The sequence below is a fragment of the Leptolyngbya sp. 7M genome, from assembly GCF_018128485.1.
In genome coordinates, this window is the sequence record NZ_CP070897.1 from 3,149,115 (window position 1) to 3,162,990 (window position 13,876).

Annotated in this window: 15 protein-coding genes, 1 tRNA gene and 1 pseudogene; 6 read left to right on the forward strand and 11 right to left on the reverse strand. The window is 49.0% G+C overall.

Annotated elements, in window-relative coordinates:
• Window positions 1-278 precede the first annotated feature (278 nt).
• Window positions 279-1,151: a PEP-CTERM sorting domain-containing protein gene (locus JVX88_RS15570; RefSeq protein WP_211628213.1), complete on the forward strand. Its 873-nt coding sequence runs from the start codon at window positions 279-281 to the stop codon at window positions 1,149-1,151.
• Between the two features lie 150 nt (window positions 1,152-1,301).
• Complete coding sequence (locus JVX88_RS15575) at window positions 1,302-1,967, forward strand: class I SAM-dependent methyltransferase (protein ID WP_211628214.1); 666 nt, start codon at window positions 1,302-1,304, stop codon at window positions 1,965-1,967.
• Between the two features lie 25 nt (window positions 1,968-1,992).
• On the opposite strand, the gene JVX88_RS15580 is transcribed toward JVX88_RS15575, so the two are convergent.
• The 6 genes and pseudogenes from JVX88_RS15580 to JVX88_RS15605 form a co-directional block, all read right to left on the reverse strand.
• Window positions 1,993-2,550, reverse strand: a complete 558-nt coding sequence (locus tag JVX88_RS15580) for a transporter associated domain-containing protein (RefSeq protein WP_263975546.1) — start codon at window positions 2,548-2,550, stop codon at window positions 1,993-1,995.
• A gap of 5 nt (window positions 2,551-2,555) precedes the next feature.
• On the reverse strand, window positions 2,556-3,548 hold the full coding sequence (locus tag JVX88_RS15585) for a class I SAM-dependent methyltransferase (protein ID WP_211628215.1): 993 nt from the start codon (window positions 3,546-3,548) through the stop codon (window positions 2,556-2,558).
• A 5-nt stretch (window positions 3,549-3,553) separates the two neighbouring features.
• Complete coding sequence (locus JVX88_RS15590; protein WP_211628216.1) at window positions 3,554-4,999, reverse strand: oligosaccharide flippase family protein; 1,446 nt, start codon at window positions 4,997-4,999, stop codon at window positions 3,554-3,556.
• A 93-nt stretch (window positions 5,000-5,092) separates the two neighbouring features.
• Window positions 5,093-5,785: pseudogene (locus JVX88_RS15595) on the reverse strand (hypothetical protein); the annotation flags it as partial.
• A gap of 47 nt (window positions 5,786-5,832) precedes the next feature.
• On the reverse strand, window positions 5,833-6,069 hold the full coding sequence (locus JVX88_RS15600) for an inositol monophosphatase family protein (RefSeq protein ID WP_211628217.1): 237 nt from the start codon (window positions 6,067-6,069) through the stop codon (window positions 5,833-5,835).
• A gap of 17 nt (window positions 6,070-6,086) precedes the next feature.
• Window positions 6,087-6,455, reverse strand: coding sequence for a 2Fe-2S iron-sulfur cluster-binding protein (locus tag JVX88_RS15605; RefSeq protein WP_035999470.1), 369 nt, complete (start codon window positions 6,453-6,455; stop codon window positions 6,087-6,089).
• A 206-nt stretch (window positions 6,456-6,661) separates the two neighbouring features.
• On the opposite strand from JVX88_RS15605, the gene JVX88_RS15610 reads away from it, so the two are divergent.
• The 3 genes from JVX88_RS15610 to JVX88_RS15620 all read left to right on the forward strand — a co-directional run bounded on the left by JVX88_RS15610 (window position 6,662) and on the right by JVX88_RS15620 (window position 7,847).
• Window positions 6,662-6,733 (forward strand) — tRNA-Cys (locus JVX88_RS15610).
• Between the two features lie 471 nt (window positions 6,734-7,204).
• On the forward strand, window positions 7,205-7,510 hold the full coding sequence (locus JVX88_RS15615; RefSeq protein ID WP_211628218.1) for a hypothetical protein: 306 nt from the start codon (window positions 7,205-7,207) through the stop codon (window positions 7,508-7,510).
• A gap of 70 nt (window positions 7,511-7,580) precedes the next feature.
• Window positions 7,581-7,847 (forward strand): DUF4926 domain-containing protein, encoded by a 267-nt coding sequence (locus JVX88_RS15620; protein ID WP_211628219.1) that lies wholly within the window; start codon window positions 7,581-7,583, stop codon window positions 7,845-7,847.
• A 53-nt stretch (window positions 7,848-7,900) separates the two neighbouring features.
• Here the strand turns inward: JVX88_RS15620 and JVX88_RS15625 are convergent, their stop codons facing one another.
• The 4 genes from JVX88_RS15625 to JVX88_RS15640 form a co-directional block, all read right to left on the reverse strand.
• Window positions 7,901-8,569: a Uma2 family endonuclease gene (locus JVX88_RS15625; RefSeq protein ID WP_211628220.1), complete on the reverse strand. Its 669-nt coding sequence runs from the start codon at window positions 8,567-8,569 to the stop codon at window positions 7,901-7,903.
• A gap of 53 nt (window positions 8,570-8,622) precedes the next feature.
• Window positions 8,623-9,078 (reverse strand): Uma2 family endonuclease, encoded by a 456-nt coding sequence (locus tag JVX88_RS15630; RefSeq protein ID WP_225931425.1) that lies wholly within the window; start codon window positions 9,076-9,078, stop codon window positions 8,623-8,625.
• Window positions 9,032-10,153 carry an alpha-amylase gene (locus JVX88_RS15635; RefSeq protein WP_263975547.1) on the reverse strand — a complete coding sequence of 374 codons (1,122 nt, stop codon included), beginning with the start codon at window positions 10,151-10,153 and terminating at the stop codon, window positions 9,032-9,034. Before JVX88_RS15635 ends, JVX88_RS15630 begins: the two co-directional genes overlap by 47 nt.
• Window positions 10,154-10,447: 294 nt before the next feature.
• Complete coding sequence (locus JVX88_RS15640; RefSeq protein ID WP_211628221.1) at window positions 10,448-11,158, reverse strand: DUF1003 domain-containing protein; 711 nt, start codon at window positions 11,156-11,158, stop codon at window positions 10,448-10,450.
• Window positions 11,159-11,449: 291 nt separating this feature from the next.
• Between JVX88_RS15640 and JVX88_RS15645 the strand changes: the two genes are divergently transcribed.
• Entirely contained in the window at window positions 11,450-12,433 is a 984-nt protein-coding gene (locus tag JVX88_RS15645) for a tetratricopeptide repeat protein (protein ID WP_211628222.1), read from the forward strand.
• Here JVX88_RS15645 and JVX88_RS15650 read toward each other — a convergent pair.
• Window positions 12,410-13,876, reverse strand: coding sequence for a basic amino acid/polyamine antiporter (locus JVX88_RS15650; protein ID WP_211628223.1), 1,467 nt, complete (start codon window positions 13,874-13,876; stop codon window positions 12,410-12,412). The two genes, JVX88_RS15645 and JVX88_RS15650, sit on opposite strands and share 24 nt — an antisense overlap.

Genomic DNA, 13,876 nt, shown 5'->3' on the forward strand with positions numbered 1-13,876 from the left:
CACAGACTGGTAGGCTACATCTTTATGAACAGAGTTTGGGGATTATGTGTTTTCAATAAAATTCAGTCATGAAAACATTAAGGCTTGTTCATCAAAAGTCGAGTTTTAGCTTGAGTCTGTTGAAATACTACAGAGTTTTCTACTAATTTCTATCTGTCAATAAAATTCGTGTTTTCTCAAGGATTAACAACAAAAAATCCGTGATTTTTCTCGCTTGTTTCTGTTTGACTCCACACCATAATGCGAATTGTCAGACGACTTGAACATGAGGGGAAAACATGAGATATGCTCGCAATACTCTCTTTTCTGCCACGCTAGCTACGATTGCTACGATTACGTTTGCCGGCTCTGCTGAAGCAATTTCTTTTAAGATTACTAAGGGCATTGCCAATCCATTTACGGGTGCAACGAATGAGGGTGCTTATTCGGATTTTGCTGGTATGAAAGGTACAACCACGATTGATTTTAATTCGGGCTTTGGCAATCAGGGTGATAAGTCGGTTGTAGCAGCAAAAGATAAAAAGGGAAATGCCTTAGTCACCTATCACTTTGAAAAGGGACTGGGAACCAGCAGTGGTCAAACCGGCGTTTATGCTGACAAATGGGCACCTGCTGGATGGGAAGCAACGACCACTCCCAAGTCAAATGATTCCGTGAATTACATCAAGGATGAAGCCGGCAAGGTGATTGGTGAGTCGGTCTACAACGGCTCCAAGTATCTGGCTGTGTTCAGCGGCAATATGATGCGCATCACCTTTGCCAAAACCATGAACTACTTCGGCATTAACTGGGGTGCGATCAGCAGTGGTAATACCTTCTCCTTTTTCCGCAACGGTCAGGAAGTTAAAACCTTCACCACGGCGGATGTCGATCCAGTTGCGCCGATTCGGGCGAGCTGGCAGAACGGGGGTGAAGGCAGTGGTTATCTCCACTTTTACTCCAATAGCAAGGATGACATTTTTGATGAGATTCGCATTACTCAAGCCGGTGGCGGCGGTTTTGAGACCGACAACCACTCGTTCCGCGCCGGTAGAGATGGCTTCGACTTTGACAATCCTGAGGACGTTCCCGAACCCGCAATGACGCTGGGGCTAGTGGCAGTCGGCAGTGCATTTCTACTGAAACAGAGCCGCAAAAAGGAACTGGCTTAGCTTCTGATTCTTCTCAATCAATTTCAAATCAGGATTCAGAGGGTGGGCACTGCCCATCCTTTTTCGTTGTTTGGTTTTGCTATTCGATTGATTAGGATGGGAGCAGACCAACTTTTGGCAATCGTTGCCAGCTTCAATTCGTTATTCCAAATGTCGGACAAGACTTTTCTTGATGCCTCCCTCTACCAGTACTTACTCTCGGTTTCGCTGCGGGAGCCAGAGGTTTTACAACAACTGCGGCAAGAGACGGCTAACCATCCGATGAGCCAGATGCAGATTGCTCCTGAACAGGGACAATTCATGATGATGCTGGTCCAGTTAATGGGCGCTAAGAAGGCTCTAGAGGTCGGTGTCTTCACCGGCTACAGTTCGCTAGCGGTGGCCCTGGCTTTACCTGCTGACGGCAAACTGATCGCCTGTGACGTGAGTGAGGATTATACTGCCGTCGCTCAGCGCTATTGGCAGCGAGCCGGTGTTGCCGACAAAATCGATCTGCGGATTGCGCCAGCTCTCGAAACGCTCGATTCGTTGTTAGCTGATGGACAGGCCAACAGTTTTGACTTTGCCTTCATCGACGCTGACAAAAGCAACTATCCAGGCTACTACGAGCGCGCCCTCCAGCTCGTGCGTCCGGGCGGTTTGATTGTCATTGACAATGTGCTGTGGTCTGGACGGGTGGCTGATCCGGAAGTTCAAGATAACCGCACTCAAGCGATCCGCGCTTTTAACCGAGCGCTACATCAAGATGAGCGCATTTTTCCGTGCATGATCGCGATTGCCGACGGCCTGACGCTAGCTCTGAAAAGGTCGGCTTGAATTGCTGAAATTCCGCTAATCCTGGTTAAATTCCACTGCCCAACTCCTCGCTATTCAGATTAGATTTTGGCGGCACTACTAGCACCTTATCAACCCGGTTGCCGTCCATATCCATCACTTCAAATCGAAATCCTTCCCACTCGAAATGGTCCGACGATTTGGGGATTTGTCCCAGTTGGGTAATCACAAACCCGCCCAGCGTCTGGTAATTGCCACGATCCTCACCGGGTAGCTCATCCAGATCCAGCAGGTCTTTGATTTCCTCAACCGAGAGCATACCATCCAGCAGCCAAGAGCCGTCCTCTCGTCGGATAATCTGTTCTTCAGGCGGGTTATCGGCAAAGGGTACATCGCCAATGATCACCTCCATCACATCATTCAGCGTTACCATGCCTTGAATCACACCGTACTCGTCCACGATCATGGCGATATGGGTCCCCGACTGCTTAAATCGTTCCAGCACCTTCAGCGCCGGGGTGCTCTCTGGTAAAAACAACGGCTGTCGTAGCAAAGTTGCCAAATCAATTGGTTCACCGGAAAGGCTACGGGTCAGGACATCAGTGACATGTACCACGCCAAGCACATTATCTAGAGTTTCTTGACAGACGGGGAATCGACTATGGCGGCTCCCAGGAAGATGTTGTCTCGGAACAGTAAGAGCCGCTTCAGGAGTTTGCTCAGCGATCGCTGCAGTTTGCGCTGGGGAACCAAGCCCAACAGGGACTCTATCACTAACAGCAGTTGCAGATAAACCTCACCTACTTTGATCATCTGCGCCTCTTGATGCAGGTGCAGCTTGGCAAATAGCCGCCGAAACTTGAGGGGAATGGAGGCATAGACTTGGCGATAGCCAGCCGCCTGCAATTGCTTCAGTAATTCAGCATAGGTATACTCCTTCAAATGCATGCCCCTGGAGACGTTGTAGTTGAAAACGGAGGAAACATCGTGGGGTCCTGTGTAACAGTGGGGCGTCGTGAAAATATAGCGGCCTTGCGGTTTGAGAATCTTGTAACAGCCTTTGAAATGGGCGTTCAGGTCATCTGGGTGGAGATGCTCAATCACCTGACTGGAGATCACCACATCGTAACGGCCACCCGGTTCAAATCGTTCTAAATGAACGCCATCGGACTGGCCCCATTGAATATTGGCAGCTGGATTGTTCAGATGCTTTTGCCCCCGTTCCCTGGTAATTTCGGTCCCTTTACAGTCAAAACCACAGCTGGCCAAATACTGAATCAACTGTCCCTGCCCTGACCCGATCTCATAAACAGTTTGAGGTGGTGCACCAATCGTTTTAGCCCAGGTTGCGTAGTCTTCTGTGGCATCGTCTTGACCTTGGCGAGCCCGATTCAGCCACTCCAGCTCTTGGTAGAGCCGCGTATAGGAGTTTTCAAACACCTGCCAGCGGTTTTCTAGCGTTGAGTTGAGCAGTTCTTTGGTCAACTGTTTTTCTAATTCCCAGTGGGCCAGCACCATCTGTTCGCTAATATCAAAATTGTCTGTAATGCCGTAATTCTGCTTGTACCGTTCGACTAATTGTTTTCCTCTTGGCTCCATGGCAATCTCCGTTGCAAAAGTCATCTCATTTACGATTTCTGGTATTTTGTCAACAGTTTGGCTAACACTATGTTGGGTCCTCCCAGTAAATGGATGCCCATACCAATGACCAACAAACTATAGAGACCGGTGGCCATTGCCGCCTTCAATAAAACATCTTGTTCTAACTGCTGTAGTCCCACAAATACGAGCAACATAAATCCTCCTATGAACAGGGGACGCCGTATCACTGCCCATAAATTGACCTGGAATAGACGAACATGAACCGAATAGGCAAATTGACTCAGGCTGATCGAAGCGGTGATTGCGGGTGTTAATGCTGCGCCAATCAGTTGATAGCGGGAAATGAGAACAATGCTGATTATGCCACCAATCAAGGCATTAACAATGACTTCGCGCAGGTTGATTCGCTCCAGACCACCGGCCACCAACGCCTGACTCAAGGGCGAACACAGTGCAATCACAATCAATGAGATAGCCATTAAGCTCAGAGGAATGCTGGTATCGGCAAATTCACGATTTTGATAGATCAGAGCCAACAGCTCTTTACCGATGAAGAATAAGCCAATCACGTAGGGCACGGCAAGACACAGGGACACTTCCAGCAGCTGCTCAACCGGACGCCGCAGGCCGCTTCCACCTGAACTTGCCGCCTTGGAAAGTCTCGGAAAAACGGCATTGAGGACTCCTTGATTGACAATGTCAAATGGCATCATAAATTGCAAAATACCGCCAAATAACCCCACAAGTGCTTCGCTACCAAATACTGACAAGATCAAAAGCTGCCGCCGAGAGTTGAGCACATCAATCGCAAATAGCGCCAAAAATGTTCGGACTGAGCCTGTTGTCTGACGTATAAACTGCCAGTTGACTCGCCAATTCGGCTGCACCAGCCTCAACACTAAGACCCACTCGATTAATAGAATTAGAGTCTCTGAGAGCACAAAGATCAGAGCAATTTGGTTGATTTGCAACCCCAACTCCATCGCCCAAATAATGCTTCCGACTCGCAGGATGTAAATGGGAACAGTGCTGATAGCGATCAGATGCATCTTCTCCTGAGCCTGCATAATTGCCTCAGGAATGTTGGAGAGCGAGAAGGGAATAATCGCTAGACCAATAATATAACAAACTGTCGATGTTTCATTACTATAGGGAAACAAAAAAACGGTTATGCATAATAGAATATAACCAATTAAACTGGCGACCAGCTGTAAAAGGGTGCCACTAACCAGGCAAATAGGGGCATCAGAGGGATTGCGCGAAAGTTCACGAATAAACAGTGTTCTGAACCCTTGAGCGATAATGCTCATGAAAATGAAATAGTAAGTGAATCCAATCAGGTATTGTCCTAACGCTTGTGAACCAAGCGAGCGAGCAATTGCTGCCGTAATCACGAAGCTAGTTACGCCTTGAGTGAGGCGTCCGAGGATTACAGAAAAAGAGTTTCCAATGAGTTGGCGTTGCCCTGGCATATAATGCTGAGCCTGGATAGGTTGATAGGTAGGAAGAGTGGGTGCAAAACGAGATGGCTGTACAGCCAGTTGCAGAGGTATTAGCTCTGATGGTCATGCTTGCATTTTCTGGCGACGTGGCAACATTTCAAATGCCGTCTCATTTCTGAAGACAAAATATTGGATTCTTCGTTCTAGGATGGCAGGCAGTTGATTTAGCAGGTGTGCAAAGCCAGTAGGATTTCTGAGTAGAGCAGCCAAGGCTGCTAGCAGACGACCTTGCTTGAGGGGTTGCACGATGCGATAATAAGCTCGAATACGCTCAAAATTTGCCAACTGTTGGGCTAAAGCGTCTACCAGTTCTGGGAATTGCTGGGTTACTGCTTGCTGCATAAAGTCGGCGGTTTTGCGGCAGCACTCCTCTAACCAAGGAAGCCGATCACTCCTCACGGAAGACCCTAGACGAGAGCGATAGAAATAGTATGGCTCCGGCACCAAAATAAAGTTTGCACCATGCACAAAGCATTCCATATCGATCCAAAAATCATAGGCAGAAGTCATAGTTTCGTCGTACTGGATGCTGTGCTGCAAGAGAAATTCTCGTCTAAATAGGGGCTTAGTTAACCCAAGATGCAGCCCTCGCTGGCCGTAGACATCCGTTTTGACGAAGAAGACAGGATCAATTCGACAGACGTGAGGGATTGTTTCACCGCTTTCGCTCAGCAGCGTACTCCAAGGAGTAGGTTCCCCATCACGAATCAGAAATAGGTCATCTACAATCACATCAGCACTTTGGGCATTAGCAACCTGGACTAACCGCTCTAATCGCTCTGGCGCATACCAATCGTCTGAATCTAAAACAGCAACCCCGACTCTTCTGCCAACACCCCATGCTCTGGGAAATGCCGCCGAATTACTGCCAAAACCGCCGCTTCTGCCGCCTGGTCGGCCTCTGTCAGCAAATCTCCGGGCCGCCCCTTCTCAACCGCCTCGACCTTACCAGCATAAGCCTGCAACACTCCGCCCCCGGCCAGAGCCGCTTCGGTGGCAATATCTAGAAAACGCTGAAGTTCGTGAGCAGCAGGAAGCATGAAAATTTTCTACAGATTTACTCCTCATCCAACGGCAAGCCCTGCCGCACCTTGCCTTTGCCGAAGTGGCGGCCAAACTGGAGTTCGTACACTTCGTCTTCGTCCTGAGTTTCCACTGCCAGATCGGAGCAGGCATAGCTGACGCATAGAAGTGCGTAGCCAGCATCGCGCAGTTTGGGCGATAGCCCCATTGCTTCGGGCTGGTCAATTTTACCCGACAGCACGCGCACCGCGCAGGTTGTACAAGCCCCATTCCGACAGGCAAACGGCAGCTCTACCCCCTGACTTTCGGCACTGTGCAGAACATAGCGGTCGTCGGGAACCTGGATGACATGGTGCGTCGCTTTTTGGCGATTGTGAATTTGAACCGTATAAACCTGCGTCATTGCGTTTTATCGAGCTACTTCTAACTCAAACTTTTAGTTACTCAAATTACTTAAACAGCCCAAAGCCTATAATAGAACCTTGAGGAGCCTGATTTGAGCCGCTCAGTGGAAAAACTCAATAATTTTAGCTAGATGAAATTGCTGTCGTTGCTATCTTGAGTGATATAATTGGCAAGATGCATTCGTACTTTTGCGTTACTTAGGGCGGCGGCATAGCCAAGTGGTAAGGCAGAGGTCTGCAAAACCTCCATTCCCCAGTTCGAATCTGGGTGCCGCCTTTTTCTGTACGTTTGCATGATAAACGTGTCGCTATTTGCGCGATCATGTCGCTGAGGTCATATTTTAGATCTTTTTGCACGTTAATATCGCAAAATTATCGCAGTGCATTTCAGTGCATTTCTTTCTGTAGAACCTGAACGAAGCCCTTAAAGGTTTATCCTGTAAGGCTTTCAAAAGTGAATCTTGATCAAACTGAATAGCTATCTGCTTTACAAAGCAAAATCCGCTCAAGCGGTAGACCTAAGCGCTGGGTAGCTATAAATTTAGCTTGAGTATTGTTATTTTTGGCTTTTGCAGAGGTTTGCAGACCCCTGCCTCTTTCATTCTTCTCGATAAGTCAATTGTAGCGAGATTATTTTGCTTTACGCCTATTGGGCTTTGCAATAGTGTTTATCAGAGGTTGAGATAGGAGACATATGTGCTCTTCATTCCATCTCATGCCGATTAGGTACTGCTGTCAGAAGCAACCTATGAAGAACTGTTATCTCGACTGGTTCTTTCATTCCATCCCAAGCCAAACTCAGCATTGCAACTCCTTAGAGGACAACAGTTCTAGTTTAGGCTTCTTCTGCTTCAACAGCATGGAGTTTGGGGTGCCGGAGTTGGAAGTGCCGGAGATGGAGCAGTTTGCTCAGAAGGTGCCGGGGTTGGAGGAGAAATGGAAGCGACGGGTAAAGGATAGCCGTGAGTTTGGGGTGTTTGATTTTATCTTCACCAACCCGCCCTTTGGAGCGAAGATTCCGATTAGCAACCTACGATCTGGGGCACTGTTGTGAGGAAGCAGCCATGATGGAGCCAGCACTCTTTGATATGGTGGAATTGCTGAAGGATCTGCCAGAGTAGGGATTGCGGGCAGGTAGCCGGGGGGCGATCGTGGAGTGCTACCCGGAGCAATCCTATGAGGTGGAGTTCACTGACCCGGAGGGGGAAATCCTGGCAATGGTAGCGCTGGCTCCGTCCCAATTTATCGTGGTGTGGAAGGCAGAAACGAAGACTTGGGTTTCTGTGGCAGAACAGATTGAGGCGATGGTGGCTCGTTTGACGGATGACACTCGTCAGGAAGTATTAGATTTTGCCCATTTCTTGTACGAGCGATGCTTGTCACCCCGCTAGCAGTTTGAGGTGTCGCGCATTGCCAATGATTTGCCCTTTGAAGAGGAGTAGCCTTAGCCGAGAGAATTGACGAATGCCTTGTGTTCTGGGCTAGCAATTCCGGCTTGAAGGATGCGCAGCACTTCGGCGAGATCGCCAGCAACAAAGGCTTCACTCGCCAGCCATAAACCGGGAAATTGCCGGCTGCAAAGAATGCCGGACGCATTGGCAGTAAGCGATCGATATTCTCCAGCTTCCAGGTAAAACCAATCAATCTGCTGACTGTAGGTGCGCCAGACGATATATTCCTGAATTCCATTGCGGCGATAGACTCGCAGCTTGTCATGCAGATCATAGGAGGCACTGCTGGCAGCCACTTCAACAATCAACTCAGGGGAGCCTTCGATGTAGTCATCTTCACTAATCCACGATCGCCCACCCTCTTTTAGCCGCAACACTGCATCCGGTTGGGGTTCGTTATCGGCATCCAGGCGGACAGTGGGATTATCGTAGAGTTCGATGCCCGGAGTGACCGCTTTGTAAGTCCACAGCCAGCCCATCACGTCGCCGTGCGGTTTTCCATGAGCCTGGGCACGTAACGGGGATGCCACGTAAACCACTCCTTCGATTAATTCAGCTTTCTTAAGGTCGGGCATCGCGTGATAACGCCGCTCAAATTCGGCACGGCTCAAGCGATCGCCGCTCTCTAGAGGAGGAATTTTGATCAGTCGTTCCGTCGTCATGCTGGAAGGGTTAGGCTATCCGGGCGGTCTATGGTTATTTTAACAGGGAGATTTTAACTGCCTTGCTCTCGGCAGAATTGGCGCACTGCCCGCACAACGGTTAAATCAGTCCCGGTTTTACGAAGCTGGAGCCATTGGTTGAGTTGATCAGTCTGGACGATCGCAAAGGCTCGACTGGTTAGCGCATCGACGTATACCCCGCCTTCGAGCCGTTTGATTTTAATGGTGTCTCCCTGGTAGAGCCAGACTTCGGGAACGCCCATTGCTTGATAAATGCTGAGTTTGCTGTCCGATCGATTGGCGATATCGACTTCGAGTGCCAGGTCGGGCGGTAGGTCGCTGGGAATGGTTTCACCCAAGCCCTGCCCTGCCTGAGCATTCTGAATGTAGAAGCAGCTATCGGGTTCTACGCCCTTGCTGAGACTGGGACGATTCATCGTCATAGAACCCAGGTCATTGAAGTCAAAGCCCAACTCTTCGGTGAGGGTCAGGGCGATCGCTGCCAGCACCCGGTTGACGGAGAATCAAAGCATAGGCCAATGGTTTAAACCAGGGTTCTACCACCGATTCCAGCGATTGGAGGGGTTGAGAGTCGTGGTTATCGACCAGCGTTACGGCCAGAGCGGGCTGCTGTTGTACCAGCGTATTGTCGAAGATCTGACGCATATCGTAGTCATTGCCTGATTGACTGGCAACGTGAAAATTGTAGTGGAGTGGGGCGTCAAATAGCGTCACCCTACCTTTGGTGGTTTCGATGAAGCTGTGCAGGGCTTCCACATCGTAGGACCAGTACTCGCCTACGGCAAACAGATCGCGCTTAGCATAGTCACTGACGTGATCCAGCCATTCCCGGAAAAAATCAGCCGCTACATGCTTGACCGCATCGAATCGGAACCCATCCACGCCGGTTGTATCAACATACCATTCACCCCAGTATTTCAGCTCGGCGCAAACTTCAGGGTGATCCATGTCCAGATCGCAACCCATTAGATAATCAAAGTTACCTTTTTCCAGGTCAACATTATTATCAAAATCCTTCCCTTTTAATAAGTAAATGGCGTCCTCCGACTCGTTATAGACGTTGTAATCAATAGCATCAAAATGCCACCAGTGCCATTCCATTGTCGAGTATTTGCCTTGACGCCCTGGAAAAGTAAAATGGGTCCAGGCTTTGATCTTTTGGTACTCTCCAATCGTTTCGTTGCGGTTCTCTGGATGGAATGGTGTGGCCTCAGCTTCTTCCTGCGCATCTGCTCCTAATTTGTGATTAAAAACCACATCGGCATAGACGCGGATCCCAGCCTTTTGAGCGGCTTTAATAGCTCGCAAATACTCTTCTTTAGTGCCGTATTTGGTGCGCACTGAGCCTTTCTGGTCAAATTCGCCCAGGTCAAACAGGTCATAGACACCATAGCCTACATCACTGCCGCCGCCGGTGCCTTTGTAGGCTGGCGGTAGCCACACTGACGTAACCCCAACTTTTGCTAATTCTTCCGCAGATTCAGCGAGCTGATTCCACAAGCTACCATCGTCAGGACAGTACCAGTGAAAGTACTGCATCATCACGCCATTCGTTTCGGACATATTCGCTTACTCCAGAGTAAAGTAGAAGTTGTTACTTGCGATTGTGATAATACGGGAAATAAGTCGTCAGGAGCATCTATCCTGCTACAGAGCCAATCTCCTTCTAAAGACAGAGGACAAATGGCTAGGCTCTATCGATTTGCTGCTGAAAACCTGATCGGGCTGCTTTTCGAGGCAAGACAATTTCACTACAGCTTTAATTTAAATCGTTCTATAGCTTGGTGTAGCTAGACATACCTTGACTGTATAATGCACAACATTAAAAGTTTGATGATTAAGTGAAAGGAGGAATTGCTAGATGGCTTCTTCTGCATGCCCACACTGATCAACAGGATCAATCCCATCTAACTCAAGCTCTCCTAGTTTAGGTGCTCCAGATTCAGATTCAGTCGAGACATCTGGCGTGAGTTCTCGCGCTAAGTTTTCTTGTAGGGCGTTCAGAACGGCAATCGGATCGGCCGCTTCCTGCATTACTTCAGCTTCTGGATCATAGCGGTCGGCAACATCAGGGAGATCGGCCCGCAGTTCTTCTAGAAGCGAGATAATTTTGGCAATCTTTTGTTCCGAAAGCAGGTTCATCTGCAGCATCAGTTGGGTACGCTGTTCAGCAAAGTTTTCCTGCCGAGTTTGCCGCACCAGCACCCCGGTTGAAATCAGCAAGGCCGCTGCGTCTAGTCCGTGCCCTGCCCAGGTAAAAGGTGGTAAGTCCAGTGGGAGTGCCTGCTCAAAAATCGTGTCTAGTACCCAGATAGCCAGAACCAACAATAGACTATACAAAAAGATCGGTTTTCCAAAGAAGGTAGCAATATTCTCTAAAATTCGCTCATGCGTCGGAATCTCTCTCGCTTCTTGAGTATGCAGCGCAATAATAGCTTCAATATTTTTAGTGACTGGATCAGGGAGAGGAGCCGTTAGAATCCGCTTACGATCTGATTTTGCCTGTGGCTCGGTATCGTTTAGTGCAATATGATCTGGCTTGGTTTTATTGGTCTGTTTGTTATTCATATTGAAAAGTTTTATGATATTACTAACTGTACGCTAACTGTAATCGCCAACCTACTTATAATTTAGTATCTACTATTCAACTCTCTAACTACTTCAATTCCGCTCTAAACTATACCAGCGAGAATTGCAATAAATCATGACTCTGGCGATAGAAATTGAGATCCTAGCTTGACTCAAATTGGTGCAAGATCTGGACCTTCAAGATCTGGGTCAAAGTACTCTTGATTTCCCTTTCAGGGCATACTTGATTTCAATTGGGTCAAACAAGCTGATGGCTGAATTAAGTGACAAATGGTTCCTTCCGATCTTCCACTCCAGTTACAAGCAGAAAGCTATTTATCGCAACAGCAGTACGCCCAGGCTGCGGCCTGCTATGAGCAGCTAATCGAACTGCATCCAGCTCAACCGTCTCTGTACTGGCAGTTGGGGCTAGCCTATCTGCTCGATGGACAAGAGGCTGAAGCCCAGCTAACCTGGTCGCTGGTGATGGCCGAGGCAGAAACTCCAGAGCAGCAGGCAGCATGGATCTGCGAACTAGTCGAACTACTTCAGCAAGCAGCCCACCAGCAGGAAAAAATTGACCGTCCTACCGTTGCTTGGGCACTACGGCAACACATTCGCGAGTTGGCTCCCCACCAGGCCGACAATTCACTACACTTGCTGCGGCAACTGTTGCAGGCCGGACAATTTACCCCTGAACGCATTGCTGATCTGGAACTGGTTGCTCAACTTCAGGTATCTCAGGTTGATTTTGATTTGCTGTTGGCTGTGCTTCAGCCAATCCTTGGCCAGTTTCCAGACCATCCGCAGGTGTGGGAATTGGTCGTTAGCAGTTTAGCGCAGGCCCACACCGCAGCTCAAATCCGGGATTTAGGCGATCTGCTACTGACCACCTCCCATCAGTTATTTACCTTGTTTGCGGATCCGGTTCTGTCTCGTCGTTATGCCGAGCTTTGTCTGCAATTAGATCCGCATCGGCCCAATCCTTTATGGCGGCTGGCTACCATTGCTCAGTTTGCAGCAGCATACGAACAGGGCATCGAGTTTGCCCAACAGGCGTATAGGGTTTCGACCACACTGCGAGACAAGCTGATCAGCCAAGCCTTGTTGCTGCGGGGGCTACTGTTTGCCGGAGCTGCATGGGCAGAGACAAAAGCAGCGCTCGAAGCATCTGCTAATAAATCTGGATGCTTGCGCTCTAAACTCTTTAGCGAATGCATTGCCTTTACAATAGGGCAGCCATTCCGCAAATTAAATAGCAATCAGTCCAGTTGATAACCCGTAGATAGCAGACAGAGCAGCGATGGCAATGATGGTGAAAAAGAACCATTCCCAAGACTTAAACACATTCAGATTCTGTTCTCGACGCGCCATAAAGAACAAAATCGTGCCGGGAGCTAGAATCAGACCCGACAGCAGCAGATTATCGAGGCCACCCGCATATAGCATCAAAACAGCATAGGCCGTGGCGATTGCTGCAATTACTAACTCACGGGTACGGTTACGCGAATTTCGCTCATAGGTTTCGCCGCTCCAGGCTAGTTTTAACCCAAACGCCGCTACCAGTAAATAGGGAATTAGCGTCATAGCACTCGTTAACTCTAATGCCAATTCAAATGCCTGTTGCGCAAACAGCGTCACAATCAAAAAGCTCTGAACCACAATATTGGTCAGCCAGAGTGACCGCGATGGCACTTTTTGGACATTCTCATGATTCAAGAAATTGGGCATTAGGCGAGCTTTGGCTGCCATGAACGGCACCTCCGCAGCAAACAGCGACCAGGCCAGATAAGCACCCAATACTGAAATCAGCAACCCAATACTGATGAATATGTTACCCCAACGGCCCACAACCGTTTCCAGCGCACCTGCCATCGAGGGATTACGCAGGGCAGCAATGTCGGCTCTGGGGAGAATGGCGTAGGGCAATACGGTTACCAGAACCAGTAAACAGAGCACGCCCACAAATCCCAATATCGTCGCCACACCCACATCGGATCGCTTTTCGGCATAGCGGGAATAGACACTCGCGCCTTCAATCCCGATAAACACAAATACGGTGACTAGCATCGTACTGCGTACTTGGCTGAACAGCGACTCCTCATAGCCCTGACCGGCTGACCAGTTGGCCGCAAATAACTCTGGATTAAAGTTGAACAGCAGAATCAGAATAAAGATAACGATGGGAACGATTTTGGCAATGGTAACAATTGTATTCAACCCGGTGGCCTGCTTAATTCCCCGCAGGATCATGAAATGAAAGGCCCACAGAATAATCGAAGCAACAATCACAGCTTGAATCGTGTTACCATCTCCAAACACCGGAAAGAATTCGCCCAGCGTTGATTTGATCAGCACAAAGTAAGAGACGTTCCCGACACAGGTGCTCGTCCAGAAAGCCAGTGCCGCCAGGAATCCTAAATAATTGCCAAATCCGGCCTTGGCATAGGCGAAAACGCCTGAATCCAGATCGGGCTTACGTTCTGCCAGAAATTGAAACACAAAGGCCAGCATCAGCATGCCAACCCCAGCAATCACCCAGGCAATCAACGCACCCATAATTCCCGTCGCTCGACCAAATGCGGCAGGCAAGGTAAAGATCCCGGCACCCACCATCGAGCCGACAACGAGAGCAATCAACGAATTTAGGGGCAGGGTTTGTTTCCCTTGAGTCGGGCTAAACTCCTGGTCCAATGTTGTACCGTAATCAGATGTCAT